Source organism: Micromonospora sp. IBSANI012, from assembly GCF_052814045.1.
Map to the genome: position 1 here is coordinate 6,302,931 of NZ_CP199933.1, position 25,554 is coordinate 6,328,484.

General features: G+C 74.3%; 22 protein-coding genes. 11 read left to right on the plus strand and 11 right to left on the minus strand.

The features are described 5' to 3' along the window. Positions 1–5: 5 nt before the first annotated feature. The 7 genes from ACTWM8_RS29235 (at position 6) to ACTWM8_RS29265 (ending at position 9,710) form a co-directional block, all read left to right on the plus strand. Positions 6–863 (plus strand): TIGR03084 family metal-binding protein, encoded by an 858-nt coding sequence (locus ACTWM8_RS29235; protein WP_446211739.1) that lies wholly within the window; start codon positions 6–8, stop codon positions 861–863. Beyond that, positions 860–2,587, plus strand: coding sequence for an acyclic terpene utilization AtuA family protein (locus ACTWM8_RS29240; RefSeq protein ID WP_446211740.1), 1,728 nt, complete (start codon positions 860–862; stop codon positions 2,585–2,587). The genes ACTWM8_RS29235 and ACTWM8_RS29240 overlap by 4 nt, the downstream gene beginning before the upstream one ends. Then, positions 2,584–3,780: an acyl-CoA dehydrogenase family protein gene (locus ACTWM8_RS29245; protein WP_446211741.1), complete on the plus strand. Its 1,197-nt coding sequence runs from the start codon at positions 2,584–2,586 to the stop codon at positions 3,778–3,780. The genes ACTWM8_RS29240 and ACTWM8_RS29245 overlap by 4 nt, the downstream gene beginning before the upstream one ends. Then, complete coding sequence (locus ACTWM8_RS29250) at positions 3,777–5,378, plus strand: acyl-CoA carboxylase subunit beta (protein WP_446211742.1); 1,602 nt, start codon at positions 3,777–3,779, stop codon at positions 5,376–5,378. Before ACTWM8_RS29245 ends, ACTWM8_RS29250 begins: the two co-directional genes overlap by 4 nt. A gap of 11 nt (positions 5,379–5,389) precedes the next feature. Beyond that, entirely contained in the window at positions 5,390–7,423 is a 2,034-nt protein-coding gene (locus tag ACTWM8_RS29255; RefSeq protein WP_446211743.1) for an acetyl/propionyl/methylcrotonyl-CoA carboxylase subunit alpha, read from the plus strand. Then, complete coding sequence (locus ACTWM8_RS29260; protein ID WP_446211744.1) at positions 7,420–8,610, plus strand: acyl-CoA dehydrogenase family protein; 1,191 nt, start codon at positions 7,420–7,422, stop codon at positions 8,608–8,610. Before ACTWM8_RS29255 ends, ACTWM8_RS29260 begins: the two co-directional genes overlap by 4 nt. A 110-nt stretch (positions 8,611–8,720) precedes the next feature. Continuing rightward, on the plus strand, positions 8,721–9,710 hold the full coding sequence (locus ACTWM8_RS29265) for a hypothetical protein (protein ID WP_446211745.1): 990 nt from the start codon (positions 8,721–8,723) through the stop codon (positions 9,708–9,710). A gap of 87 nt (positions 9,711–9,797) precedes the next feature. On the opposite strand, the gene ACTWM8_RS29270 is transcribed toward ACTWM8_RS29265, so the two are convergent. From ACTWM8_RS29270 to ACTWM8_RS29285, 4 genes are all read right to left on the minus strand, one after another. Further along, positions 9,798–10,838: a hypothetical protein gene (locus tag ACTWM8_RS29270; protein ID WP_446211746.1), complete on the minus strand. Its 1,041-nt coding sequence runs from the start codon at positions 10,836–10,838 to the stop codon at positions 9,798–9,800. After that, the gene (locus tag ACTWM8_RS29275) at positions 10,835–11,773 is read right to left on the minus strand and encodes a transporter substrate-binding domain-containing protein (protein ID WP_446211747.1); all 939 of its coding nucleotides are present in this window, start codon (positions 11,771–11,773) and stop codon (positions 10,835–10,837) included. The genes ACTWM8_RS29270 and ACTWM8_RS29275 overlap by 4 nt, the downstream gene beginning before the upstream one ends. Positions 11,774–11,923: 150 nt before the next feature. Next, positions 11,924–13,726, minus strand: a complete 1,803-nt coding sequence (locus ACTWM8_RS29280; protein WP_446211748.1) for an alpha/beta hydrolase — start codon at positions 13,724–13,726, stop codon at positions 11,924–11,926. 170 nt (positions 13,727–13,896) lie between these two features. Further along, positions 13,897–14,034 (minus strand): hypothetical protein, encoded by a 138-nt coding sequence (locus ACTWM8_RS29285; protein WP_446211749.1) that lies wholly within the window; start codon positions 14,032–14,034, stop codon positions 13,897–13,899. Between the two features lie 118 nt (positions 14,035–14,152). Between ACTWM8_RS29285 and ACTWM8_RS29290 the strand changes: the two genes are divergently transcribed. After that, complete coding sequence (locus ACTWM8_RS29290) at positions 14,153–14,473, plus strand: hypothetical protein (protein WP_446211750.1); 321 nt, start codon at positions 14,153–14,155, stop codon at positions 14,471–14,473. Here the strand turns inward: ACTWM8_RS29290 and ACTWM8_RS29295 are convergent. The 7 genes from ACTWM8_RS29295 to ACTWM8_RS29325 all read right to left on the minus strand — a co-directional run bounded on the left by ACTWM8_RS29295 (position 14,460) and on the right by ACTWM8_RS29325 (position 22,432). Next, positions 14,460–15,980 (minus strand): serine/threonine-protein kinase, encoded by a 1,521-nt coding sequence (locus ACTWM8_RS29295; RefSeq protein ID WP_446211751.1) that lies wholly within the window; start codon positions 15,978–15,980, stop codon positions 14,460–14,462. The two genes, ACTWM8_RS29290 and ACTWM8_RS29295, sit on opposite strands and share 14 nt — an antisense overlap. 31 nt (positions 15,981–16,011) lie before the next feature. Continuing rightward, entirely contained in the window at positions 16,012–16,503 is a 492-nt protein-coding gene (locus ACTWM8_RS29300; protein WP_446211752.1) for a hypothetical protein, read from the minus strand. A gap of 225 nt (positions 16,504–16,728) precedes the next feature. Beyond that, complete coding sequence (locus tag ACTWM8_RS29305; protein ID WP_446211753.1) at positions 16,729–20,322, minus strand: adenylate/guanylate cyclase domain-containing protein; 3,594 nt, start codon at positions 20,320–20,322, stop codon at positions 16,729–16,731. Then, positions 20,319–21,155, minus strand: coding sequence for an MBL fold metallo-hydrolase (locus ACTWM8_RS29310; RefSeq protein ID WP_446211754.1), 837 nt, complete (start codon positions 21,153–21,155; stop codon positions 20,319–20,321). Before ACTWM8_RS29310 ends, ACTWM8_RS29305 begins: the two co-directional genes overlap by 4 nt. Before the next feature lie 131 nt (positions 21,156–21,286). Then, complete coding sequence (locus ACTWM8_RS29315) at positions 21,287–21,748, minus strand: RidA family protein (protein ID WP_154941322.1); 462 nt, start codon at positions 21,746–21,748, stop codon at positions 21,287–21,289. A gap of 5 nt (positions 21,749–21,753) precedes the next feature. Further along, complete coding sequence (locus tag ACTWM8_RS29320; RefSeq protein WP_088959894.1) at positions 21,754–21,909, minus strand: hypothetical protein; 156 nt, start codon at positions 21,907–21,909, stop codon at positions 21,754–21,756. A gap of 46 nt (positions 21,910–21,955) precedes the next feature. Then, on the minus strand, positions 21,956–22,432 hold the full coding sequence (locus tag ACTWM8_RS29325) for a hypothetical protein (protein ID WP_446211755.1): 477 nt from the start codon (positions 22,430–22,432) through the stop codon (positions 21,956–21,958). A gap of 329 nt (positions 22,433–22,761) precedes the next feature. Here ACTWM8_RS29325 and ACTWM8_RS29330 point away from each other — a divergent pair, with 329 nt between their 5' ends. From ACTWM8_RS29330 to ACTWM8_RS29340, 3 genes are read left to right on the plus strand one after another with little or no spacing between them, the layout of a single operon-like run. Continuing rightward, a complete protein-coding gene (locus tag ACTWM8_RS29330) occupies positions 22,762–23,343 on the plus strand; it encodes an Rv0361 family membrane protein (RefSeq protein ID WP_446211756.1) in 582 nt (193 codons plus the stop codon). Between the two features lie 26 nt (positions 23,344–23,369). After that, positions 23,370–24,347, plus strand: a complete 978-nt coding sequence (locus tag ACTWM8_RS29335; RefSeq protein ID WP_446211757.1) for an ArsA-related P-loop ATPase — start codon at positions 23,370–23,372, stop codon at positions 24,345–24,347. 54 nt (positions 24,348–24,401) lie between these two features. After that, on the plus strand, positions 24,402–25,553 hold the full coding sequence (locus ACTWM8_RS29340) for an ArsA family ATPase (RefSeq protein ID WP_446211758.1): 1,152 nt from the start codon (positions 24,402–24,404) through the stop codon (positions 25,551–25,553). Position 25,554: the final 1 nt, after the last annotated feature.

The following is a 25,554-nucleotide window of genomic DNA, read 5'->3' on the forward strand; positions in this document are numbered from 1 at the left end:
GCACCATGGTCGACCTGACAGCACTGCTCGCGGATCTCGCCGCCGAGTCCGAGCAGCTCGACGCCCTCGTCGCGCCGCTGCCGCCGCAGGCGTGGTCGCGGCCCACCCCCGCTCCCGGGTGGACGGTCGGCCACCAGATCGCCCACCTCGCCTGGACCGACGAGATGGCCCGGCTCGCCGCCACCGACGTCGACGCCTTCTACGCCTCGGTCACCTCGGCGCCGGACGTCAGCCGGCTCGTCGACGACGGCGCGGAGCAGTTCCTGGCCCCGCCGGCCGAGCTGCTCGCCCGCTGGCGTGCCGGCCGGGCCGCGCTCATCGACGCCCTCACCGCCGTCCCCGCCGGAGACAAGCTGCCCTGGTACGGCACCCGGATGTCGCCCGCCTCGATGGCCACCGCCCGGATCATGGAGACCTGGGCGCACGGCGAGGACGTGGCCGACGCGCTGGGCGTCACCCGCGCCCCGACCGACCGGCTGCGGCACGTCGCCCACCTCGGCTTCCGTACCCTCGGGCACGGCTTCGCCGCCCACGGCCGGGCGCTGCCGACCGCCCCGGTCCGGGTCGAACTGACCGCGCCAGCGAGCGCGAGCAGAGCGCTCGCGAGCCCCGCAGCCGCGAGCGAGGGCGGCTCGGCCGGCGACATCTGGGCCTTCGGGCCGGCGGACGCGGCGGACCGGGTCACCGGCCCGGCGCTCGACTTCTGCCTGCTGGTCACCCAGCGCCGGCACCGCGCCGACCTGGCCCTGACCGCCACCGGCGCCACCGCCGACGAATGGCTGGACGTGGCGCAGGCCTTCGCCGGGCCGCCCGGCGCCGGCCGGGAGCCGCGCGCGGCGAGCGGCGCCGGAGCCCCGGCATGAGCGCCCCGCTCCGGGTCGGCAACGCCTCCGGCTTCTACGGCGACCGCGCCACCGCCTGGCGGGAGATGCTCGACGGCGGCGAGCTGGACGTGCTCACCGGCGACTACCTGGCCGAGCTGACCATGCTGATCCTCGGCCGCGACCGGATGCGCGACCCCGCGCTGGGATACGCGAAGACGTTCCTCCGCCAGCTCGAAGGCTGCCTCGGCGCCGCACTGGACCAGGGCGTGCGGATCGTGACCAACGCCGGCGGGCTGAACCCGGCCGGCCTGGCCGCCGCGATCGGCTCGCTCGCCGACCGGCTCGGCCTCACCGCCCGGATCGGGTACGTCGAGGGCGACGCCCTCGCCCGTCCCGACGCGCTCACCGCGAACGCCTATCTCGGCGCGTTCGGCATCGCGGCCTGCCTCGACGCCGGGGCGGACGTGGTGGTGACCGGCCGGGTCACCGACGCCTCGCTGGCCGTCGGACCGGCGATCGCCCGGTTCGGCTGGGGCCGGGACGACCTGGACGCGCTGGCCGGGGCGACCGTCGCCGGGCACCTGATCGAGTGCGGGGCGCAGGTCACCGGCGGCAACTTCAGCTTCTTCACCGAGCTGCCCGACGGCGGCCACCGGCCCGGTTTTCCGATCGCGGAGATCCACCCGGACGGTTCCTCGGTGCTCACCAAGCACCCGGGCACCGGCGGCGCGGTCACCGTCGAGACGGTCACCGCGCAGCTGCTCTACGAGGTGGGCGGCCCGGCGTACCTGGGGCCGGACGTGGTGACCCGGCTGGACACGGTGCGGCTGCACCAGGACGGGCCCGACCGGGTGCGCGTCTCCGGCGCCCGGGGCACGCCGCCGCCGGACACCCTCAAGGTCGGCGTCAACAACCTCGGCGGGTTCCGCAACTCGATGACGTTCGTCCTCTGCGGACTGGACGTCCCCGCCAAGGCGGCCCTGGTGCGCGGGCAGCTCGAGGAGGCGGTCGGCAAGGAGGGGCTGGAGTTCACGCTGGCCCGTACCGACCACCCGGACGCGGCCGACACCGAGGCGGCGAGCGCGCTGCTGCACGTACACCTGCGCGACGGTGACAAGGCACGGGCCGGGCGGGCCTTCTCGGCGGCCGCGGTGGAGCTGGCCCTCGCCTCCTACCCCGGCTGCACGCTGACCACGCTGCCCGGCGACGCCACCCCGTACGGCGTCTTCACCGCCGACGTGGTGCCGCAGGACGCGGTCGAGCACGTCGCGGTGCTGCCCGACGGTGAGCGGGTGCCGATCCCGCCGCCGACCCGGACCGACGCCACCGCCGCGCTGGCCACGGAGCCGGCACCGGACACCGGCGATGCGGCGGCACGGCCGGAGGGCACCGGGCCGACCCGACGGGCGCCGCTGGGCGAACTGGTCGGGGCGCGCTCCGGCGACAAGGGCGGCGACGCCAACCTGGGCGTCTGGGCCCGCACCGACGCCACGTACGCCTGGCTGCGCGGCTGGCTCACCGTCGAGCGGCTGGCCGAGCTGCTGCCGGAGACCGCCCCGCTGACCGTCGAGCGGTACGAGCTGCCCCACCTGCGGGCGGTCAACTTCGTGGTGCGGGGGCTGCTCGGGCAGGGCGTGGCCGCCTCCACGCGGTTCGACCCGCAGGCCAAGGCGCTCGGGGAGCTGCTGCGCTGCCGGGTCGTCGACCTGCCCGCGCACCTGCCGGCGGGGTCACCGGAACGAGTCGGGGAGGCCGGCGCATGAGCATCGTGGACACTCCGGAACGGCGCCAGCTGCGCGAGCTGACCCGGGCCTTCGTCACCCGGGAGGTGCTGCCGCACCTGGCCGACTGGGAGCGGGCCGGCGAGGTGCCGCGCGCGCTGCACGCCACCGCCGCGAAGATCGGCCTGCTCGGCATCGGGTTCCCCGAGTCGGTCGGCGGCAGCGGCGGCGACCTGTTCGACTCGATCGTCGTCACCGAGGAGATCATCCGCTCCGGCGGCTCGTCGGGGCTGATCGCGGCGCTCTTCACGCACGGCATCGCGCTGCCGCACATGGTCGCCGCCGCCGGCGGCCAGAGCGGCGGCCTGCTCCGCGGCCGGCTCGGCGGCGGCCAGCTCCGGGGCGACGACGACCTGGTCGACCGGTACGTCCGGCCCACCCTGGCCGGGACGATGATCGGCGCGCTGGCGATCACCGAGCCGGACGGCGGCTCGGACGTCGCCGCGATCCGCACCACCGCCCGCCGGGACGGCGACCACTACGTGGTGAACGGCTCGAAGACCTACATCACCAGCGGGGTACGGGCCGACTTCGTGACCACCGCGGTCTGCACCGACTTCCCGGGCAGCGGCGAGCTCAGCCTGCTGGTCATCGACAAGGGCACGCCCGGCTTCACCGTCGGGCGCCGGCTGGAGAAGCTGGGCTGGCACTGCTCGGACACCGCCGAACTGTCCTTCGTCGACGTCCGGGTGCCGGTGACCAACCGGATCGGCGAGGAGAACACCGGCTTCCTCGCGATCATGCAGCACTTCGCCGCGGAGCGGCTCTCGCTGGCCACCCAGGCGTACGCGACCGCGCAGCGCTGCGTGGAGCTGGCCACCCGCTGGTGCCGGGACCGGGAAACGTTCGGCCGCCCGCTGGCCAGCCGGCAGTTGGTCCGGCACCGGCTCGCCGAGATGCACACCCGCGCCGAGGCGGCCCGGGCGTACGTGCACGAGGTGGCCGCCCGGGTCGCGGCGGGCGAGCCGGTGGTGACCGAGGTGGCAATGGCGAAGAACGTCGCGGTGGCCGCCTGCGACCAGGTGGTCGACCAGGCGCTGCAACTGCACGGCGGCTTCGGCTACCTGCGCGACGCCGAGGTGGAGCGGCACTACCGGGACGCCCGGATCCTCGGCATCGGCGGCGGCACCACCGAGATCATGAACGAGATCATCGCGAAGGGCATGGGCCTGTGAGCACACTGGACAGCACGCTCGACCCCGCTTCGCCCACCTTCCGGGCCAACCGGGAGGCCCTGCTGGAACGCCTCGCCGAGCTGGACGCCGCGCTGGACCGGGCCCGGGCCGGCGGTGGCGAGAAGTACGTGACCCGGCACCACGCGCGCGGCAAGCTGCTCCCCCGGGAGCGGATCGAGCTGCTGCTCGACCCGGACAGCCCGTTCCTGGAGCTGTCCCCGGTGGCGGCGTACGGCACCGACTTCCCGGTCGGGGCCAGCGTGGTGACCGGCATCGGCGTGGTCGAGGGCGTGGAGTGCCTGGTCGTCGCCAACGACCCGACGGTACGCGGCGGCGCGGTCAACCCCTGGTCACTGGCGAAGACCCGACGGGCCGGCGAGATCGCCCTGGCCAACCGGCTGCCGATGGTCAACCTGGTCGAGTCGGCGGGGGCGGACCTGCCCACCCAGGCGGAGATCTTCATCCCGGGCGGGCGGGTGTTCCGCGACCTGACCCGGCTCTCCGCGGCGAAGATTCCCACGGTCAGCGTGGTCTTCGGCAACGCCACCGCGGGCGGCGCGTACGTGCCGGGGATGTCCGACCACGTGATCATGATCCGGGACCGTTCGCAGGTGTACCTGGCCGGGCCGCCGCTGGTGAAGATGGCCACCGGCGAGGTCACCGACGACGAGTCGCTGGGCGGGGCGGCGATGCATGCCACCACGTCCGGGCTGGCCGACTTCCTCGCCGAGGACGAGCGGGACGGCATCCGGCTGGCCCGGCAGTGCGTGCGCCGGCTCAACTGGCGCAAGCAGGGCCCGCCGCCGCGCAACCCGGTCCCGCAGCCACCGAAGTACGACCCGGAGGAGCTGCTCGGCATCGCCAGCGCCGACCTCAAGGTGCCCTTCGACCCCCGCGAGGTGCTGTCCCGGGTGCTCGACGGCAGCGAGTTCGACGAGTTCAAGCCGGCCTACGGCACGGCGCTGGTCACCGGCTGGGGCGAGCTGCACGGGTACCCGGTCGGGGTACTGGCCAACGCCCGGGGCGTGCTGTTCAGCGAGGAGGCGCAGAAGGCGGCCCAGTTCATCCAGCTCGCCAACGCCGCCGACACTCCGCTGATCTTCCTCCAGAACACCACCGGCTACATGGTCGGCACCGAGTACGAGCAGCGCGGCATCATCAAGCACGGCGCGTTGATGATCAACGCGGTCTCGAACTCGACCGTGCCGCACCTGACGGTCAACCTGGGCGCCTCCTACGGCGCCGGCAACTACGGCATGTGCGGTCGGGCGTACGAGCCGCGATTCCTGTTCACCTGGCCGAACGCGAAGTCGGCGGTGATGGGGCCGGCGCAGCTCGCCGGGGTGCTCTCCATCGTCGCCCGGCAGGCCGCCGCCGCCCGGGGGCGCGACTACGACGAGGAGTCCGACGCGGCGATGCGGATGATGGTCGAGCAGCAGATCGAGTCCCAGTCCGGCGCGCTCTTCCTCTCCGGCCGGCTCTACGACGACGGGGTGATCGACCCCCGGGACACCCGTACCGTCCTCGGGCTCTGCCTGTCGGCGATCCACAACGGACCGGTGAAGGGCGCCGACGGCTTCGGCGTCTTCCGGATGTGAGGGGCACACTCATGATCACCCGACTGCTGGTGGCCAACCGGGGCGAGATCGCCCGCCGGGTCTTCGCCACCTGCCGGGCGCTCGGCGTCGAGACGGTCGCCGTGCACTCGGACGCCGACGCCGACGCGCCGTTCGTCGCCGAGGCCGACCACGCGGTCCGGCTGCCGGGGAACACGCCGGCCGAGACGTACCTGCGGATCGAGAAGATCCTGGACGCGGCCCGGAGGACCGGCGCGGACGCCGTCCACCCGGGCTACGGCTTCCTCGCCGAGAACGCCGAGTTCGCCGCGGCGGTGACCGACGCGGGGCTGACCTGGGTCGGCCCGCCGGCCAAGGCGATCGCCGCGATGGGCGACAAGATGGAGGCGAAGGCGCTGCTCGCCGAGGCGGGCGTGCCGATGCTGCCGACCTGGACCGACCCCGACCAGATCACCGACTTCCCGGTGCTGGTCAAGGCGTCCGCCGGCGGCGGCGGGCGGGGCATGCGCGTGGTCCGCGACGCCGCCGACCTCGCCGAGGCCGTCGCCTCCGCGCGCCGCGAGGCGGCCGCCGCGTTCGGCGACGGCACGGTCTTCATCGAGCGGTACGTGGAGCGCGGCCGGCACGTCGAGGTGCAGATCTTCGGCGACACCCACGGCACCGTGGTCGCCCTCGGCGAGCGGGACTGCTCGATCCAGCGCCGGCACCAGAAGATCGTCGAGGAGGCCCCGGCCGTCGTCGGGCCGCAGGTGCGACAGCGGCTGCACGAGGCGGCGGTGGTCGCCGGCCGGGCCGTCGACTACGTCGGCGCGGGCACGGTGGAGTTCCTGCTCGCCCCGACCGGCGAGTTCTTCTTCCTGGAGATGAACACCCGACTCCAGGTGGAGCACCCGGTCACCGAGGCGGTCACCGGCCTGGACCTGGTCCGGCTGCAACTGCTGGTCGCCGAGGGCGAGCCGCTGCCGGTGGCGGCGACCCCGCCGACCGACGGCCACGCGATCGAGGTACGCCTCTGCGCGGAGGACCCGGCCCAGGGCTTCCGTCCCGCGACCGGCACCCTGCACCGGTTCGCCGTCCCGGGGGTGACCGGGGCGTTCGCCCCGACGAAGGGGCTGCGACTGGACTCCGGCGTGACGGACGGCTCGACGGTGGGCGTGCACTACGACTCGATGCTGGCCAAGCTGGTCGCCTGGGCGCCGACCCGGGCGGAGGCGGTCCGGGCGCTGGCGGGTGCGCTGGCCCGGGCCGAGTTCCACGGCGTCGCCACCAACCGGGACCTGCTGGTCCGGGTGCTGCGCAGCGCCGAGTTCGCGGCGGCCGAGGCGGACACCGGTTTCCTGGACCGGCACCCCGAGGTCTTCGCCCCGCTGCTCCCCGCCGACCGTTGGCCGCTGGCGGCGCTGGCCGCCGCGCTCGCCTCGGCCGCCGCCCGCCGCGCCGAGGCGGGCGTGCTCGCCGGGCTCCCCTCCGGCTGGCGGAACGTGCCGGCGTTTTCGCAGGTCACCCGCTACGCCGGGCCGGACGGCGGCGAGATCGAGGTGCGCTACCGACTGGACCGCACCGGCGCACTGGCGCAGTGGCACACCGACCCGGGCGTGACATCGACCGACGGGCCGTCGGCGGGGGCCGAACGGGCCGGAGCCGACCGGTCCGGGCAGCCGCCGACGGTGGCGCTGGTGGAGGCGACCCCGGACCGGGTCGTGCTCGACGTGGACGGCGTGCGCCGGGCGTTCCGCGTACACCGGGTGGGGTCGGCAGTCTTCGTGGACGGCCCGGACGGGGCGACGAGCCTGACCGAGCTGCCCCGGTTCCCGCTGCCCACCACGGAGCTGGCGGCCGGGTCGCTGCTGGCGCCGCTGCCCGGCGCGGTGAGCCGGGTGCACGTGGCGGTCGGTCAGCGGGTCGCCGCCGGCGACCTGCTGCTGACCCTGGAAGCGATGAAGCTCGAACACCCCGTGCTCGCCCCGACCGACGGCGTGGTCGCCGAACTGCCGGTGCCGGCCGGCGGCCAGGTCGACACCGGCGCCGTGCTGGCCGTGGTCAATCCCGAGGAGGACCCGCGATGAACTTCGACCTCACCCCCGAGCAGGACCAGCTCCGCGACGCCGTCCGCGCGCTGGGCCGCAGGTACGGTCACTCCTATTTCGTAGCGAAAGCGAAGTCGGGGGAACACACCACCGAGCTGTGGAGCGAGGCCGGCCGGCTCGGCTACCTCGGCGTCAACATCCCCACCGAGTACGGCGGCGGGGGCGGCGGCATCACCGAACTGGCCCTCGTCTGCGAGGAGCTGGCGGCGGCCGGCTGCCCGTTGCTGCTGCTGGTGGTCTCCCCGGCCATCGCCGCCACGGTGATCAACAAGCACGGCACCGACGAGCAGCGCAAGCGCCACCTGCCCGGCCTGGCCGACGGCACCCAGAAGATCGTCTTCGCGATCACCGAGCCGGAGGCCGGCTCGAACTTCCACCGGCTCGGCACGGTGGCCCGCCGCGACGGCGACGACTGGCTGCTCTCCGGCCGCAAGTGCTACATCTCCGGGGTCGACGAGGCGCAGTACGTGCTGGTCGTGGCGCGTGTCGCCGGCGCAGACGGCAGTGCCGGCTCAGCGGACGCGGCTCCGCAGAAACTAAAGCCGGCGCTGTTCATCGTGCCGACCGACGCGCCGGGGCTGACCCGCTCCAAACTGGACATGGAGATCCTCTCCCCGGAGAACCAGTTCCTGCTCTACCTCGACGACGTGCGGCTGCCCGCCGACGCGCTGGTCGGTGAGTCCCTGGACGCCGGGCTGCCGGCGCTGTTCGCCGGGCTCAACCCGGAGCGGATCACCGTCGCCGCGATGGGCGCCGGCACCGGCCGGTACGCCATCGAGCGGGCCAGCGAGTACACCGCCACCCGCAAGGTCTGGGGCGGGCGGAGCATCGGCTCGCACCAGGGCGTGGCGCACCCGCTCGCGCACGCGGCGGTGCAGGTGGAACTGGCCCGACTGATGATCCACAAGGCGGCCACCCTGTACGACGCCGGCCGCGACCTGGAGGCCGGCATCTCCGGCAACATGGCCAAGTACGCCGCCGGCGAGGCCGCCGCGCTGGCCGTGGACACCGCCGTACAGGTCCTCGGCGGGGCCGGCATGACCACCGAGTACGGCGTCGCCACCCTGCTCGGCGCGGTACGCGCCGGCCGGATCGCCCCGGTCAGCCGGGAGATGATCCTCAACTTCGTCGCCCAGCACGTCCTCGGCCAGGACAAGTCCTACTGACCCGGGTGGATCCGGCAGTGCCGGACCGGAAAGGGTGGCCGGACCGACACCGTGATCCGACGACTCCCCACTGTCACGATCAGCAGTGACAGACCACAGGGGAGGGTGTCATGGACAGAAGAGCCGTACTCAGAGGGCTCGCGGGCGCGGCGGTGGCCGCGCCGGCCGCCGGGCTGCTCGGTGCCGGGCCGGCCGAGGCCGCGACCCACTACGTGATGGCGACCGAGCAGGCCAGCGGTCGGATTCTCAGGTTCAACCCGGCCGCGTGGAGCAGCGGCACGGTGCTGTGGAAGGCGCCGAGCACCACCGGTACGTGGACGAACCTCTCCGACGTCAAGCGGCGGGGCACCGCGAACTGGGGCAACGTCATGCTGGTGACGTCCTCCGGGGTGGGTGACTACCTGGGCCGGGCCGCGATGATCGACGAGAGTGCGATCGGCTCCTCGCGGACCGGGGGGATCGTCTGGCAGGCGGCGGTGGACGGCAACCCGCACTCGATCGAGCGGATCGAGGGCAAGGGGGCGATCGTGGTGGCCACCTCCAAGGGGCCGACCGGCTCGGCCAGCGGCGGCGGCCTGCACCTGTTCGTGCCGTCGTCCAACGGCGGCAAGCCGGGCACCCGGGCCGTCAAGTTCTACGGCTTCCCCGGCGCGCACGGGGTCATCTACAACCAGAACGGCTTCGTCATCGCCGTGGGCACCGGTGAGGTGCGCCTCTACGGGATCACCGGCAACGGGTCCAGCACCCGGTTGTCGTACCGGACGAAGCTGACCTTCAGCGACGGCGCGGGCCGGGCCAAGGTCGGGCACGACATCCTGCCCGACCACGACGGCAGCGGCTACTTCTTCACCTCGTCGTACAACGTGCGCTCGCTGCAACTGGTCTACGCCGGCAACAGCTGGCAGTTCACCTCCAGCCAGGTCAGCGGGGCCGACCATGTCAAGGCGTACACCCGGCTGCCGAACGGGGTGCGGACCTGGGTGGTGCCGGGCTCCGGCGAGGGTGACTGGAGCCGCACCATCCACTTCAGCTCCGGCAACCACAGCAAGAGCGGTGCCCGCTTCTACCGGGTGCGGTACTACACCACCGCGTTCGGCTGACCGGCCGCGCGCCCGGGGCCGGCGGGGCGACGCCGGGCCCGGGCGCCGAGCGGGCCGGTCGTACCCGTGGTGGCCCCTCCGGGCGCCTCAGCGCACGGCGCGGCAGGCGGCGTCGATGCGGTGCACCGGGCGTACCCGCCGGCCCGTCCCCTCCAGCAGCGAATCCTCGACGTGGAAGTCGCGGATGCGCAGCCGGTGCCGGGGCAGTTCCTCCTCGCTGGGGCAGAGCACCTGGGCGCGCACCTGGTCCACCGGCACGTAGCGGACGCCGCCGCGCTCCTGGAGCAGCACCACGTTGACGTCGTCCACGGTCACCACGTGCCCGCGGACGTCCTCGGTGACGCCGGGCGTCGACTCCACGGTGGTGACGGTGAGCGGCAGCACCGGCGTGCTGATCACCGGCAGCGCGGCCCAGACCAGCATGGCGAGCACGGCCGCCTCGGTCAGCGAGGCCAGTGGCCGGATCACCGCCGCCGGCAGCGGACCGGTGACGCCGAGCGCGAGCAGCGGCGGCGCGACGAGCAACAGCAGGGCCAGCAGCTCCTCCTGCCGCCAGGCGTCCCGCAGGGTCGGCGCGAGCAGCCAGGCGTACCCGACGAACAGGGCGGCGAGCAGCAGCAGCCGGGGGGCGATCTGCTCGTGCAGCCGAGCCGGGGTGAGCTGAAAGGCGGCGACGAACGCCGGGACCAGCAGCGGCAGGTAGAGCAGCTGCCAGGTGACCAGGGCGAGCAGGAAGCTGGCGACCACGAACCAGGCCGGGGTGATGTCCACCCAGCGGGCGAAGAGCGGCCGGCGGATCCCGGCCGGCATCCGCTCCACGCTCACCCGGAGCACCGCGCCGAGCGCGAAGACCGCGACCAGGCCGGTGGAGAGCAGGCGGGCGGCCGTGGTGAGGAAGCCGGCCAGCAGGTTCACCGGGCCGACGTTCGCCACCAGGAGCAGGGTGGTCTGAAGTTCGCCGCCGGCCTCGACGCCGAGCCGGAGCACGGAGAAGATCGCCGGCACGCCGACCACGGCCGTCCAGAACGACTGGCTCGCCCGGGCCCGCCGCTCGGCCGGGTCGCTCCCCTCCCGCGCCGGCCCGGCGGGGCCCACGTCACGCTGGGCGGGCACCGCCGGGGCGCTCACCGCCGGGGCGCCTTGTCGTCGAAGTCGACCAGCTTGGGTACGTCCAGCGGCTGCGGCTGCGACTTCGGCCCCTTCATCCAGGGCCCCAGCGTCCGGTTGTACGCGGTCAGCCAGGGACTGCTGATCCCGCTGCGCCCCTGCTGATAGCTCTTGTCGAGGAAGAAGGCGACCAGGTCGCGCAGGGCCGGATCGCCGATCGGCACCCCGATGCCGAGCGTCTCGCTGGTGCCGAACGGCATGTCGACGATCTCGAACTCGGTCGGGTACTGGGAGAGGAAGCCGGCGAGGATGGTCTCGTCGGAGCTGACCGCGTCGTACCGCCCCTCGCGGATGCCGTTGACGCAGTCGCCGACCCGCTTTACCACCAGCGCCTTGACCTGGTGTTTCTCCAGCTCGGCCTCGGTGGTGGAGCCGCCGCTGGTGCAGATCTTGTACGCCGGGTCGCGAAGGTCCTCGATGGTGCGGATCTTGTCCTTCAACCGGTTCGGGACCATCACCTCCTGGGTGGTGACGAAGTACGGCCCGGCGAAACCGACCTGCTTCTTGCGCTCCTCGGTGATCGAGAAGCTGGAGACGACCAGGTCGACCACGCCCCCTTGGAGGGCCGGGATGCGGTCCTCGGTGGCCAGCGAGACGAAGTCGATCCGCTGGTCGCCCTCGTAACCCAGCGAGGCGGCGATGTACCGGGCGATCTCGACGTCGAAGCCGACGTAGGTGCCGTTGCGCAGCTCGCCCATCAGCGGCTCGGTGGCCGCCACCCCGATCCTGATCTTCGGCTGGCCGTCGAGGTGCGACTCGCGCAACTTGTCCAGCACCGAGGGGAGCGGCGGATCCTGCCGGTTGTCGCAACCGGCCGCGGCGGCCAGCGTCAGGGTCAGCGCCACGGCCAGCGTGGTCGCGATCGAGCGGAACCTCGGGGAGGAGCTGTCGTTCATCGAACTACCTCGCTGACGGACACGGCCGGCGGGACACCGAGAGTAGCGGTTTCCCACCACTTCGGTGGCCATTGGGACGGCGTGAAAAGTGACCGGGGTACGACAGGCGACCCGATCGCCCGCCGTACCCCGGCGTCCTTCAGCGCACCGTCAGCGCACGGTCAGCGTCCCCACGGCGGGCCGCGGCGCGACGACCGGCGGCAACCGCTTCGGCTCGCCCCGGGCCGGCTCGCCCTCGGCGGCCAGCGCGTTCTTCGGCGCGGCGGCCCGCGACGTCTCCGGCTCAGCCGGCACCTCGACGAAGGGCTGCACATCACCGGTGCAGAGGGTGCCCTTCTTCGGCAACGTGCCCTTGAGCAGGTAGGCGTCGACGGCGCCGGTCACGCAGGCGGACGTCCCGTAGGCAGTGTGCCCCCAGCTGTCGCTGCTGAGCAGCCGGCTGTTCGGCAGCAGCTTCGCCGAGCTGACCGCCGCGTCGTAGTTGGTGGCCGGGTCCCAGTAGTTGCCGACCACCAGCACCGGGGCGCTGGTCTTCCGGTTGAACGGACCGGTGTAGGCGTCCTCGTCGCGCACCGTCCAGGTGTCCCGGGCGCACGGCGCGGCGCTCCAGCCCCAGGCCCGCCCGAAGTACGGGGCCCGCTTGTCCTCCTTGGCCGTCAGCGCCGGCCAGGCACCCGCGTCCGTCGGGTGGTACGCGTCGGTGCAGTCGACACCGAGGAAGGTCTCCAGCCCGTTGTTGTACGGGAAGTCGTACCGGCGCTGCTGCCGGGCCTGCTCGGCGCGCTTGGCGACGGCCGTGCGGGCCTGCGCCAGGCGGGCCGCGGTGGCCGCTCCCGGATCGGTGAGCACCAGCAGGTCGGCGGTGATCGAGGCGATGTCGGCGTAGCCGTACGGGCTGTAGAGGGAGCTGAGGCTGGCGCCGACGAAGTCGGCGTAGCTGACAGTGAACGAGCCCGCGTCCGGGTCGTCGATCACCACCGGCTTCTTGCGCAGCCGCTGCGCCACCAGCTCGTACGAGGCGACCGGGTCGCCGGCCGCCAGCGGGCACGCCTGCTCGCCGGCCTTGTCGCAGCGGAGCAGGATCTCGTGCAGCGCCCGGTACGCGCCGTCGGCGCTGCGCAGCCGGGTCTCCTGGAGGTCGCCGCGGGTCTTGCCCTGGCCGACCCAGGCGTTCGGGTCGAGCACCCCGTCGACGACCAGCGCGCGGACCCGGTCCGGGAACATGTTGGCGTAGTACTGGCCGAGCGCGGTGCCGTAGCTGAAGCCGAGGTAGCTGAGCTTCTTGTCGCCCACCGCCCGGCGCAGCACCTCCATGTCCCGGGCGACCTCGGCGGTGGACATCGCCCCGGTCAGCGGCTTGCCGGTGGTGGAGCAGGCCCGACCGACCGCCTTCGACGAGTCGACGTACGCCTTCTCCTCGGCCTTCGTCCACGGGAACGCCACGTTCAGCCCGGCGTACGCCCTGGTCTGGTCCTTGACCGACGGGAAGCACTTGACGTTGTCACTGGCGGCGACGCCGCGCGGGTCGACGCCGACGATGTCGAAGCGGTCCAGCAGCTCGTCGGAGAGGAAGTACGGCGCGGCGAGCGCGATGTCGGTGCCGGAGCCGCCGGGGCCGCCCGGGTTGAGGAAGAGGCTGCCGATCCGGCTCTGCTGGTCGCGGGCCTTGACCCGGAGCAGCGCGATCTCGGTGGTGGCCCCCTTGGGCTGGTCGTAGTCCAGCGGCAATCGGGTGGTCGCGCACTCGGCGTAGCCGTAGCAGGCGTACCAGTCGAGCTTGGGGGTGGGCACGCGGTCGACCCGCCGGGCCTCGGCGGGACTGGTGCGGTCCGCTGTGGTGGGTCGACCCCAGCCGGCGGTGACGGGCGACGCGGTTGCGGGCGCGACCGCCGATCCGGCGAGGAAGAGGCCGGCGATTCCTGCCGCGGCCAGGGACCGGGAAGTACGTGGCATGTGCTGCCTTCCGGTGGAGGACGGGGATTGTCGAGGTGACCCTCGACCTCCGTCACCCTAGGGGCGGCGGACAATGATCGCGGCCCGGCGAAACGCCACCAAAGCGACCAATTATCCGGACGATGTAACGAAATTTTCATTGTCGACGCTATCTTGCATCCTTTCGCCACTCAGGAGCCGACCTCCTCGAACCAGTCCGGCTCCGGCCCGGACGTCGGCCCGCCCGACTCCGGCGGCACCCCCGACCCGCAGGCGCCGAGCGGGCCCGACACCAGCAGTGCGACGACGATCCGGGACGTCCGGCGCATCGGCGTTCCTCCTTCGGACGAAGTGGTCGGATCATCGCACCGGGTGGCCGGCGGATCCGCGGTCGTGACCCACCGGTGCGCGGATTGACAGCGCGTCCCACCCGGAGATGCTTGTCGGGTGGGACGAATCCTCAGGCCGGACCCGCGCGCCGTGGCGGCGGTCGCGTCGCTCGCCGCCGTCGCGGTGCTGGTGATCCTGCTCGTGCGGCACCCCGCCAACATCCTGACGGTGGGGCTGGCGCTGCTCTGCGTGCTGCTGGCCACGGTCGCCGGCACCGCCGTGGCCGCCCTGCGCGAGCAGCCCCCGACGCCGGGCGTCACCCCGCCGGGGCCGCCGGACGCCGGCCCCCCGGTGCTCGACGCGGACACCCTCGACGCGCTGGACAGCGCGGCCGTCCGCGCGAAACTGGAGGAGCTGGACGAACTCAGGGACCGATGAGGGTGGGCGAGGCGAGCGCGTCCACGCCCTTGCCGGCCAGGCAGCGGTACGTCCGGCCGGTGTCCGTGCCGCTCGGCGGCAGGACCTCCAGGTTCCAGCCGGTGGGGTAGGCCAGCCCGCTGGTGAGCCGGAAGGTCCGCGCGTTGCAGACCCGGCGGACGGCCGGGTCCGCGCTGACCGCCGCGTGCCCGGCGCCGACCAGCGCGGGAGGCAGCTCACCCTCCACATAGGCCTCCCAGGTGTGCCGTCCGTCGCAGGACACCTGCGGCGCCACGGCCCGGTCGCCGCGCAACCGCACCGGCCCGAAGCACTCCAGCCCCGACGCGCAGTGCGCCCCGGGGGGCAGGGTCAACATGGACGAACCGGCGACGCAGCCCGGCAGCGAGCCCCACGCGGCCGGCGACGTGGACGCGGTGGCGGTCGGCGTCGGCGTGGGGGCGGCCACGGACGCGGCGTTGCCGGCGACCCAGGCACCGGCACTCGCCGAGGCGGCCAGGGCGAGGACCCCGGCGCCGCCGAGGAACCACCGCCGTCGCCGGCGTCGCCCGTGCGGCACGGTCGGGTGGGCGTCCTCGGGCACCGGCCGCGGCGGGCCGGAGCGGTCCACCGGGTACGGCCCGGAGGGGCCCCCGGAGATCGGCGCTCCGCTCACCGGCGCCCCGCTGACCGGGGACGGGACCGCGCCGAGCGGCAGGGCGGTGAGCAGGTCCCGCAGCTCGAGCGCGGAGGGACGCGCGCCCGGGTCGTTGGACATCCCGGCGCGCAGCACGTCGACCAGTTCGGTCGGCACCCCGGGCAGCTCCGGGATGGGCTGGTTGAACATCTCCAGCACGGTGACCAGGCTCGGGTTCCGCTCCGACTGCCAGCGCGGCGGGCGGCCGTGCATCACCGCGTAGAGGGTGGCGCAGAGCGCGTACACGTCGACGGCCGGCGAGGGCGGGCTGTGGCTGAACATCTCCGGCGGGGCGTACGCCGGGGTGAGCACCTCCAGGGTGACCGAGGCGTCGCGCACCTCGGCCAGCACCGCCAGCCCGAAGTCGGCCAGCACCGCCGGGTTGAAGTGCGAGTGCAGGATGTTGGCCGGCTTGACGTCGCGGTGCAGCACCCCGGCCGCGTGGGAGTGGGCCAGCGCGTCGGCGATCTTGATGCCGAGGTCGCGGGTCTCCGCCGGGCCGAGCGGCGAGGTCCGCATCCGCTCGGCGTACGAGCCGTCGCAGAGCTCCATGATCAGATAAGGGTGCTGGTCGACGGTGACCCCGACGTCGAAGAGGTCCACCACGTGCGGGTGGGACGACATCTTCCCAGCGGCGCGCGCCTCCCGCAGGAACCGGGCCTGGTCCCGCTCGCTGTCCAGCGTGCGGTTCTCCACCTTGACGGCGACCTCGCGCCCCACCGAGATCTGCGTGGCCCGGTAGACGGTCGCGTAACCACCCCGGGCGAACACCTGCAGATCGGTCAGACCGGGCACGATGGGCAGCCGGAGGGCGCCGGGCGGGGTCTCGGTCACAGCTCTGAAAATACCCGTCCCGCCGGAGCGCTCAGCGGACCGTACCGGCGGCCGGTGCGGGACCGGCGCTCTCACCGGCACCCGGCCCGACGCCGTCCGGGCCATCGACGGATGTCGGCGCGACCGCCCGGCGGGCGTCCCAGCGCAGGCCGACGGCGGTGGCGAGCGCCCCCAGCCCCTCCCATGCAGCGACGCCGAAGAAGCGGTCCGGCGCGACGTCGGCCAGCACGATCAGGGTGAAGACGGTGAAGGTGACCAGCCGGAAGACGACGGTGAACCGGTAGAAGGCCCGCCACTCGGTGGCGACCGCCAGCAGGTAGTAGACGCCCATGTTGAACGAGGCCATCGAGGAGGCGGTGAGGAACGTGCCGGTGTAGTCGCCGGCCGCCCGCCGCGCGGGCACCTCGAAGCCGAGCATCCGCAACTGCGCCTCGGGCCAGACCAACCCGAGCGCGCCGAGCAGCAGCGCCAGCACGCCGAAGACCGCGATCGTCCAGCCGGCGCCGGAACGCGGCAGCCTCATCTGTCCTCCCCACCCCCAGGGCGCGGCCGGGTGACCGACCGCGTGGAAGGACACGCTAACCGCCCCCACCGACGCGCACATCCCCGAAACCGCCAGACCTGCCGCTCTCCCTCACCCCCACCCCTTTGGCGCGCACTTTCAGAGAAGGAGTGGCTATCCGCACTGGAATAGCCACTCCTTCTCGGAAAGTGCGCTCAAGCGCGGGGGGGCGTGGGGCGGCCGGGGTCAGGGGGTGGGGGTCAGGCGGGCGCGGAGGGCGTCGGCGGCGGCGCGTTCGCTGCGCTGCTCGGTCGCGTACGCCAGCCGGACCGCCTCCTCGGCGCAGGCCAGCGCCTCGACGGGCCGACCGCAGGCGGCCAGCGCCTCGGCCAGCACGCTCGCCCCGATCACCTTGCTGCGCATGTCCTCGGCGGGGGCGGCGACGGCCCGGCGGGCCCAGTCCAGCGCCTGCTCCCGCTGACCGTGGGCGAGCAGGGCGGAGGCGTACCGGGCCATCGTCTGGCGGCGGGAGAAGAGCAGCGTCGGGGCGTTCGCGGCGGTGGTGGCCACCGGGGCGAGCAGCCCGACCGCGGTGGCCGAGTCGCCGGCGGCGAGCCGCGCGGTCGCCAGCAGCACCCGGGGCGCGACCTGGGCCGGCGCCTGCGGGTTGTGCGGTTCGACGGCCGTCAGCACCGCCCGGGCGTCCCGCTCGGCGGTCTCGCAGTCGCCCATGTCCAGCGCGACGAAGCCGCGCAGCGTGCCGGCCATCCCGGTGAGCAGCGGGTGCGAGGTGCGCTCGGCGTACGCGAGGGCGTCGGTGAGCAGGTCGGCGGCGTGCTCCGGCTCGCCCAGGCCACGCGCCACCACACCCCGCACCACCAGGGCGAAGCCGCGCCCCCAGTCGTCGGAGACCTCGGCGAAGTCCCGGTACGCCCGGCGGGCCGACCGGTCCGCCTCGGCGATCTCGCCCAGCTCGGCGCCGGCGAACGCCTCGACCGCGCGCAGCGTGCCGACCGCCCACGCCTCGCCGACCCGCTCGCCGAAGGGCAGGAAGACGTTCGCCAGCCGGCACGCCTCGTTTAGCCGGCCGGCGAGCAGCCGGGCGAACGCGGTGGTGCCGCGCAGCCAGGCCCGCCCGTACGGGTCCTTCAGCTCGGCGAAGAGCCGGGCGGCCCGGCCGAGCACCGCGTCGGTGCCGGCGAAGTCCCCCCGGGTGGTGGTCACCCAGGCCAGGTTCTGCAACGACCAGGCCTGCCCCCGCCGGTCCTGCGCGGCGAGGCTGACCTGGTACGACGCGGCGAGGCGGCTGCTGGCCTGGCCGAGCCGGCCGGCGATGAAGTCGGCCATCCCGAGCCGGCGCATCGCCGAGGCGCGCAGCGTCGGCAGCCCGCCGGCGGTGGCCACCTGCAACGCCTCCTGCCAGCAGGTCACCGCCCGACCCTGGTCGCCGAGGGTCTGATGGGCCTGCCCGGCGAGCAGGAGCGCGCTCGTCCGGGTGGCCGCGTCGTCGCCGGCGTTGGCCGCGATCTTCTCGGCGAAGGCGAGCGCGTCGGCGGGGCGGCCCACCTGGAGCAGGGCTCGGGCGTGCACCACCCGGTCGGCGGCGGGCACCCCGTCCCGGGCCAGCTCGGCGGCGCGTTCGGCGTACTCGACGGCGAGGGCCGGCTCGCCGGCGTGCATCGACCGGCGGACGGCCCGGCCCAGCGCGGCCACGCCCAGCGGGGCGACCGTGCGGGCCGGCGCGTCCGGCCGGAGCTTGACCGCGTCGGCGAGCACGGCGGCCCGCTCGACGTGCTCGGCGACGAAGTCGTCCCGGGCCGGGTCGGTGAAGCCACCCGGCGGGGTGACCGGGCTGTCCGGCGCCGGGGCCGCCCACCGGGCCAGCGCGGCGTGCCGCTCGGCCAGCTCGGCCTTGCTCACCCCGGCGTACGCGGCCTCCCGCATCAGCGGGGTGGCGAAGGCGTACCCGGTGCGGGTGCGGTGCAGCATGCGGCGTTGCAGCAGCTCCTCGACGGCCCGCTCCAGCTCGACCGCGGCCACCGCGGCGGGCCGGCCGTCCCGCCCGGCGCGCAGCTCGCGGAGCGCCTCCAGGGTGCCGGTCGGCACGGCGTCGCCGACCACGGCGGCGTCCCGCAGCACCGAGCGGGCGTCCGCCGGCAGCGCGTCGATGCGGGCGGCGAGCACGGCGGCCAGGTCGCGGGAGAGCAGTCGGCTGCCCAGCGAGCCGGGCACCAGCCGCCAGCCGCCGGGACTGCCGGCGCCCCGCTCGGCGACCGCGGTGAGCGCGCCCCGCTCCATCAGCAGGGTGACCAGCTCGGCCAGGTAGAACGGGTTGCCCTGGGCAGTGGCGAGCAGCCGGTCCGCGTCGGCCTGCGGCAGCCGGCCGCCGCCGAGGTAGGTGGTGAGCAGCCGGGCGGCGTCGGCGCCGCGCAGCGGGGGCAGCGCGTGCACCTCGGCGTCGGCGACCCGGGTCAGCGCCCCCGCGGTGCGCACCAGCTCCGGCCGGCCGAGCAGCAGCACCAGCGCCGGGCCGGTGAGCCGGGACAGCGTCAACCCGAGCGCGCTGATCGTCTCGGCGGTGGCGTCGTGCAGGTCGTCCACGACGATCACCAGCGGCGCCTCGGTGGCCAGGGCGCTGAGCAGGCCGGCGACCGCGTTCGGCACCGCCTCGGCGTCGGCGGGCGCGCCGCCGACGGTCCACTCCCCGTTGTCGGTGGCGCTGCCGTGCCCGCCGGGCAGCTCGGCGTACCCGAGCAGGGCCAGCAGCTGGTCGGTGGCGAGCGGCGTGCCGCCCTGCCGGCCGAGCCGCTGGCCGAGCCGGCGCAGCCGCTCCTCCACGGCCGGGCGGGTGAGCGCGGTGGACGTGTCGTTGGGCAGGCCGACCGCGGCCCGGACCAGGTCGGCCAGCGGGGCGAGCCGACGCCGCTCGCCGAAGGCGGCGCAGCGGACGGAGAGGACCCGGGCGCCGGTGTGCGCGGCGTACCGGCCGGCGCCGACGTCGTAGCCGGCGGCGAGGCGTTCCACCTCGGCGGCGAAGCGGGACTTGCCGATCCCCGCCTCGGCGGTCATCAGCAGCACCCGGGGCTCGCTCCGGTCGATCACCTCGGCGAGCCGGCCGGCGACCCGGCCGATCTCGGTCTCCCGGCCCACGAACGGCGCCTCGTCGCCGAGGCCCGAGCGGGTACCCGGGGCGTCCAGGAGCCCCAGCAGTTCGTACGCCTCCACCGGCTCGCGCTTGCCCTTGAGCCGCAGCGGGCGCAGCGCCCGCCAGGAGGCGACGTGCCGGGTGGCGGCGGAGGTGCGTGCGCCGCCGTAGACCGCGCCGACGGCGGCGGCGTCGGCGAGCCGGGCGGCGGTGTTCACCGTGTCGCCGATGACGGTGTACTCGATCGCCGCCTGGATGCCGGCGATCACGTCGCCGGTGTTCAGGCCGACCCGCAGGCCGAGCGGCGCTCCGCCGCCCCGCTCGTCGTCGAGCACCCGGCGGACCGCCCGCTGCATGGACAGCGCGGCGCGGACCGCCCGTTCGGCGTCGTCCTCGTGCGCGACCGGCGCGCCGAAGACCGCCATGATGCCGTCGCCGGTGAGCTTGTCGACGTGGCCGCCGAAGGTCTTGACCGCTCCGGCGAGCGCGGCGAGCACCCGGTCGGTGACCGCGCCGACCCGTTCCGGGTCCAGGTCCTCCGACCAGGAGGTGAAGTCGGACAGGTCGCCGAAGAGCACGGTGACGACCCGCCGCTCGGCGGCGGGCAGGGTCGCGGCGGCCGGCAGCGCGGCGCCGCAGTTGTGGCAGAAGCGGGCGCCGGGCACGGCGACGGTGCCGCACACGGGGCAGGTCACGGCTGCTCCAACTCCGTGACCCCGGTGCCGGATTCCCGGGAGGCGAACCCGAGGTACTCCAGTTGGGCCCGGACCGACCACTCGGCGGCCCACCAGAGCGACCGGTCGACGTCGGCGTAGACCCGGGCGACCACCTCGGGCGCGGTGGTGGCACCCTCGGCGACCGCCTGCCGGACCTGGTCGAGCCGGGCGCGGCGGTGGGCGAGATAGAACTCGGCGGCGGCCCCGCAGTCGGCCAGCGCCGGGCCGTGCCCCGGCAGCGCCGGGATCCCCCGGTACGTCGAGAGCAGCTCCAGGCTGGTCAGATAGTCACCGAGATGACCGTCGGGGTGGGCGACCACGGTCGTGCCCCGGCCCAGGATGGTGTCGCCGGTGAGGACCACCCGCTCGTCGCCGTGCTCGACCAGGAAACAGACCGAGTCGGCGGTGTGCCCGGGAGTGTTGAGCAGGTGGATCTTCAGCCCGAAGCCGCCGAAGGGCTCGCCCGCGTCGGTCAGCGGTTCGCCGCCGATGGTGTGCGCGGGGTCGGCGGCGAGGACGTGGACACCGCCGAGCAGGTCGCGCAGGCGGGCCGAGCCCTCGGTGTGGTCCGGGTGCCTGTGGGTGATCAGCACGAACCCGACCGGCCCGTGCGCCGCGATCGCGGCCAGATGCTCCTCGTCGGCGGGCCCCGGGTCGACGACGACCGCGTACTCCCCGCCCGGGACGCGCAGCACCCAGGTGTTGGTGCCGTCGAGCGTCATCGGCCCCGGGTTCGGCGCCCGCAGCAACGTCACCCAGCCCGGCAGCTCGTCGGCCAGCGCAGCCGCGGCCCCGGTCACATGCCCGCCCATGGCAGCGATCGTACGACCCCGCCCGCCACTCCCCGCGATCTTGCAGTCAGGGCCACTGATTCGTGCCCGTTCGGGGCTTTCGCCAGGGGCGAGAGGTGCAAGATCGCGGGGACGGAGGGTGACGGGGCCGGTCAGGCGACCTCGACGATGACCTCGACCTCGACCGGGGCGTCGAGCGGCAGCTCGGCGACGCCGACCGCGGAGCGGGCGTGCCGGCCGGCCTCGCCGAAGACCGCGCCGAAGAGGTCCGAGGCGCCGTTGATCACGCCGGGCTGGCCGGTGAACCCGGACGCGCTCGCGACGAAGCCGGTCAGCTTCACGATCTTGACGACGTTCTCCAGGCCGACCAGGGCGTCGACCGCCGCGAGGGCGTTCAGCGCGCACCGCTCGGCGAGGTCCTTGGCCTGCTCGGCGGAGACGCCGGCGCCGACCTTGCCGGTGGCGAGCAGCTTGCCCTCGGCGATCGGCAGCTGACCGGAGACGTAGACGTGCTGGCCGGACTGCACCGCCGGCACGTAACTGGCCACCGGCGGCACGACCTCGGGCAGGGCCAGCCCGAGTTCCGCCAGCTTGGCGTGAGGCCCGTTGCTCATGCCCGTCAGCCCTTCGGACGCTTCAGGTAGGCGACCAGCTGGTCCGGGTTCGGGCCGGGGACCACGGCGACCAACTCCCAGCCGTCCTCGCCCCAGTTGTCGAGGATCTGCTTGGTCGCGTGGACCAGCAGCGGGACCGTGGCGTATTCCCACTTCTGCATCGGTGGAAGGCTCCCTTGCCTGCGTGGACTGGTTTCCAGGCACAGCCTACGGTTTGGGCGTCGGCCGGGGCGCGGGACGCTGCTCGGGGGCGGTCGGCACCTCCCCGCACGGGCCCTCGTGGTCGTACGGCTGCGGGCAGCGGGACTTGTCGGGCAGCAGCAGGTCGCAGAAGACCCGGTGCCGGTTGTTCTGGTCGTCGGCGGTCGAGACGGTGGTATCCCCGGCGTCCAGCTCGGGCAGGAAGGCCAGCGAGACCGCCACCGTGCCGGCCAGGGCGGTGGCCGCCGACAGGTCGGCCACCCGGATCGGCAGGTGGATGACGTAGCCGGGCTCGTCCTCGTCCCGCCCGCCCGCGTGGCTCAGGACGCGCAGCACCTCGTTCGGCTCGGCGCACCGGCGGTACGACCGCTCGTTCACCGGGAGACCGCCGAGCGGCCCGTCCGCGTCCCCCCGGTCGGCGAGCCGGCCCGCCCGGTCGCCGGGCGGGAACTGGGCTCGAGCGATGTTGTCCGCGTCGCGCATGCACTTGCCTCCGGGCCTCAAAACATGAACTGACCGCCGTCCGGACCGGACCGACTGTCCGACCCGCTCCCCCGCCGGCACCGAACGTAGGACCGCAGCCCAGACGGCCACAACGAGACGCGCATGGTTGATCACCTGGAGTCACATATGCGACACATGCCCCGTCCGGAACGTGACGACGCGGGCCCACGGCTCGTGAACGGTGCGCCACGGAAGGACCCGTCGACCGCTACCCTTCTGCCTCGGACGGGCGAGCGACGTCGCCCGCCGCGCCCGAACCCTCTTCCACGCCCAGCGGCGGCGAGGATGCCCATCCCCCGGGGGACCAGATGACCCAACCGCCGAACGACGGAGCGACCGGATCGCCGGCCACCCCCGCGCCGGGCGACACCGCCCCCGACGAGGCCGGGCCGGGCACCATCCCGCCGCCCCCGCCCGCCTACCCCGCGTACCAGGCGCCGGTGGCCCGGCGCCGGCGCGGCCTGCTCATCGCCTCGCTCGTACTGGCCGGCGCTCTCCTGCTCTGCGGCGGGGGCGGGACGGCCGCCTTCCTGGCGCTGCGGAACACCGAGGACGGCGAGGGCGCCAAGGAGCCGGCGGTCGCGGTGGACAACTTCCTCACCGCCGTCTACCGGGACCAGGACGCCAAGAAGGCGGCCGACTACGTCTGCTCGGACTCCCGCGACCAGGAGAAGCTCGACGCCAAGGTGGCCGAGGTGCGCAAGTATGCCGCCGGCTACGCCAACCCGCGCTTCCGCTGGGCCAGCCCGAAGGTGGACAACCAGACCGGGGACCGTGCCACCGTCACCACCAAGGTCACCATGACCACCGCCGACGAGAAGGTCGCCGAGCAGGCGCTGCGCTTCACCGTCGTACGGAAGACGGGTTGGTGGGTCTGCGAGGTGGCCTGACGCCGCCGGGTGGATAGGCTCGACGGGTGCGAGCAGCAGAGCGGCCGGCCGACCCGGCCTCCCCCGGATGGCCGGCCCGCCTGCACGTGGTCACCGGCAAGGGCGGCACCGGCAAGACCAGCGTCGCGGCGGCCCTGGCGCTGGCCCTGGCCGACGGCGGCCGGCGCACCCTGCTGGTCGAGGTCGAGGGGCGGCAGGGCATCGCCCAGCTCTTCGGCACCGACCCGCTGCCGTACGAGGAGCGGCACCTCACCGACGCCCCGGGTGGCGGCGAGGTACGGGCCCTGGCGGTGGACGCCGAGGAGGCCCTGCTGGAGTACCTCGACATGTTCTACAAGCTCGGCGCGGCCGGCCGGGCGCTGCGCAAGCTCGGCGCCATCGACTTCGCCACCACCATCGCGCCGGGGCTGCGGGACGTGCTGCTCACCGGCAAGGTGAAGGAGGCGACCACCCGCACCACCGGCCAGCGCCGGGCGTACGACGCGGTGGTGCTGGACGCGCCGCCGACCGGGCGGATCGGCCGCTTCCTCAACGTCACCGCGGAGACCGCCCGGCTGGCCAAGGTCGGCCCGATCAAGACCCAGAGCGAGGGGGTGGCCGCGCTGCTGCGCTCCCCGATCACCGCGGTGCACGTGGTCACGCTGCTGGAGGAGATGCCGGTCCAGGAGACGGTCGACGCGATCGCCGAGCTGACCCTGCTGGGCTTCCCGGTCGGGCGGGTGATCGTCAACGGCGCCCGGCCGCCGGTGCCGGCCGGGCGTGAGGTCACCCAGGCCGAGCTGAAGCGGGGGCTGCTCGCCGCCGGGCTGCCGGCCGACCGGGCCACCGTGGCCGGGCTGGCCGGCGAGGCACGGGACCAGCAGATCCGGCGCGAGCTGGAGGACTCCCTCCGGACGGACCTGATGGAGCTGGGGCTGCCCCTGACCGAACTGCCGCTGCTCCCCGACGGGGTGGACCGGGCCGGGCTGGATCGGCTCGCCGAACTCCTCGGCCGGGCCGATTGACTCACACCTGACCTCGGCACGGGCGCGCGGACCCCACCGGCCCGATACGCTCGATTGGTGCCTTCCGAAGACGCGGCGCCACGGCTGGACGTCGACCAGATCCTCGCCGATCCCGGCGTGCGGATCGTCGTGTGCTGCGGCGCCGGCGGTGTGGGTAAGACGACCACGGCCGCCGCGCTCGCCCTGCGGGCGGCCGAGCGGCACGGCCGGCGGACGGTGGTGCTCACCATCGACCCGGCCCGCCGGCTGGCCCAGTCGCTCGGCCTGACCGAGCTGGACAACACGCCCCGCCAGGTCAAGGGGCTCGACGTCGAGGCCAGCGGCGGCGAGCTGCACGCCATGATGCTGGACATGAAGCGCACCTTCGACGACGTAGTGCTCCAGCACACCGATCCGGCGAAGGCGGCGGAGATCTTCGCCAACCCCTTCTACCAGGCCATGAGCTCGACCTTCGCCGGCACACAGGAGTACATGGCGATGGAGAAGCTGGGCCAGCTGCATGCCCGCGGCGAGTGGGACCTGATCGTGGTGGACACCCCGCCGTCCCGCTCCGCGCTGGACTTCCTGGACGCCCCGGCCCGGCTCTCCCGCTTCCTCGACGGGCGGATGCTGCGGCTGCTGCTGGCGCCGGCGCGCAGCGGGGGGCGGAGCATGTTCAGCCTCGTCACCGCCAGCTTCGGGATGTTCTCCAAGGTGGTGCAGAAGGTGCTCGGCGCGCAACTGCTCACCGACCTCTCCGGCTTCGTCGCCGCGCTGGACTCGATGTTCGGCGGCTTCCGGCAGCGGGCGGAGCAGACGTACCGCATCCTGCAGGCCCGGGAGACGGCCTTCCTGCTCGTCGCGGCGCCGGAGCCGGACGCGGTCCGGGAGGCGGCCTACTTCGCCGGCCGGCTGCGCGACGAGCGGATGCCGCTGGCCGGCCTGGTGCTCAACCGGGTGCACCGGCCGGCGGTGCCCGACCTGGGCGCGGCCGAGAGCGTCGCCGCCGCGACACGGCTGGCGGAGCTGGGCGGGCACGACGCAACCGTCGACGTGCTGCGGGCGCACGCCGCGCTGGCCCAGCAGGCGGTCCGCGAACGGCAGGTGGCGACCCGGTTCACCGAGGCGTTCCCGACGGTGCCGGCGGTGTCGGTGACGGCGCAGCCCGCCGACGTGCACGACGTCGACGGGCTGCGGACGATCGGCGCGGCGATCAGCCGGCCGTGAC

Coding starts and splice junctions, on each gene's coding strand:
- ACTWM8_RS29245 (WP_446211741.1), top strand. CDS start 2,584: ATGAGCATCGTGGACACTCCGGAACGGCGCCAGCTGCGCGAGCTGACC.
- ACTWM8_RS29285 (WP_446211749.1), bottom strand. CDS start 14,034: ATGCGCCGGACGTCCCGGATCGTCGTCGCACTGCTGGTGTCGGGCCCG.
- ACTWM8_RS29310 (WP_446211754.1), bottom strand. CDS start 21,155: ATGGGCGGGCATGTGACCGGGGCCGCGGCTGCGCTGGCCGACGAGCTG.
- ACTWM8_RS29240 (WP_446211740.1), top strand. CDS start 860: ATGAGCGCCCCGCTCCGGGTCGGCAACGCCTCCGGCTTCTACGGCGAC.
- ACTWM8_RS29235 (WP_446211739.1), top strand. CDS start 6: ATGGTCGACCTGACAGCACTGCTCGCGGATCTCGCCGCCGAGTCCGAG.
- ACTWM8_RS29255 (WP_446211743.1), top strand. CDS start 5,390: ATGATCACCCGACTGCTGGTGGCCAACCGGGGCGAGATCGCCCGCCGG.
- ACTWM8_RS29320 (WP_088959894.1), bottom strand. CDS start 21,909: ATGCAGAAGTGGGAATACGCCACGGTCCCGCTGCTGGTCCACGCGACC.
- ACTWM8_RS29300 (WP_446211752.1), bottom strand. CDS start 16,503: ATGAGGCTGCCGCGTTCCGGCGCCGGCTGGACGATCGCGGTCTTCGGC.
- ACTWM8_RS29275 (WP_446211747.1), bottom strand. CDS start 11,773: ATGAACGACAGCTCCTCCCCGAGGTTCCGCTCGATCGCGACCACGCTG.
- ACTWM8_RS29325 (WP_446211755.1), bottom strand. CDS start 22,432: ATGCGCGACGCGGACAACATCGCTCGAGCCCAGTTCCCGCCCGGCGAC.
- ACTWM8_RS29265 (WP_446211745.1), top strand. CDS start 8,721: ATGGACAGAAGAGCCGTACTCAGAGGGCTCGCGGGCGCGGCGGTGGCC.
- ACTWM8_RS29260 (WP_446211744.1), top strand. CDS start 7,420: ATGAACTTCGACCTCACCCCCGAGCAGGACCAGCTCCGCGACGCCGTC.
- ACTWM8_RS29330 (WP_446211756.1), top strand. CDS start 22,762: ATGACCCAACCGCCGAACGACGGAGCGACCGGATCGCCGGCCACCCCC.
- ACTWM8_RS29315 (WP_154941322.1), bottom strand. CDS start 21,748: ATGAGCAACGGGCCTCACGCCAAGCTGGCGGAACTCGGGCTGGCCCTG.
- ACTWM8_RS29280 (WP_446211748.1), bottom strand. CDS start 13,726: ATGCCACGTACTTCCCGGTCCCTGGCCGCGGCAGGAATCGCCGGCCTC.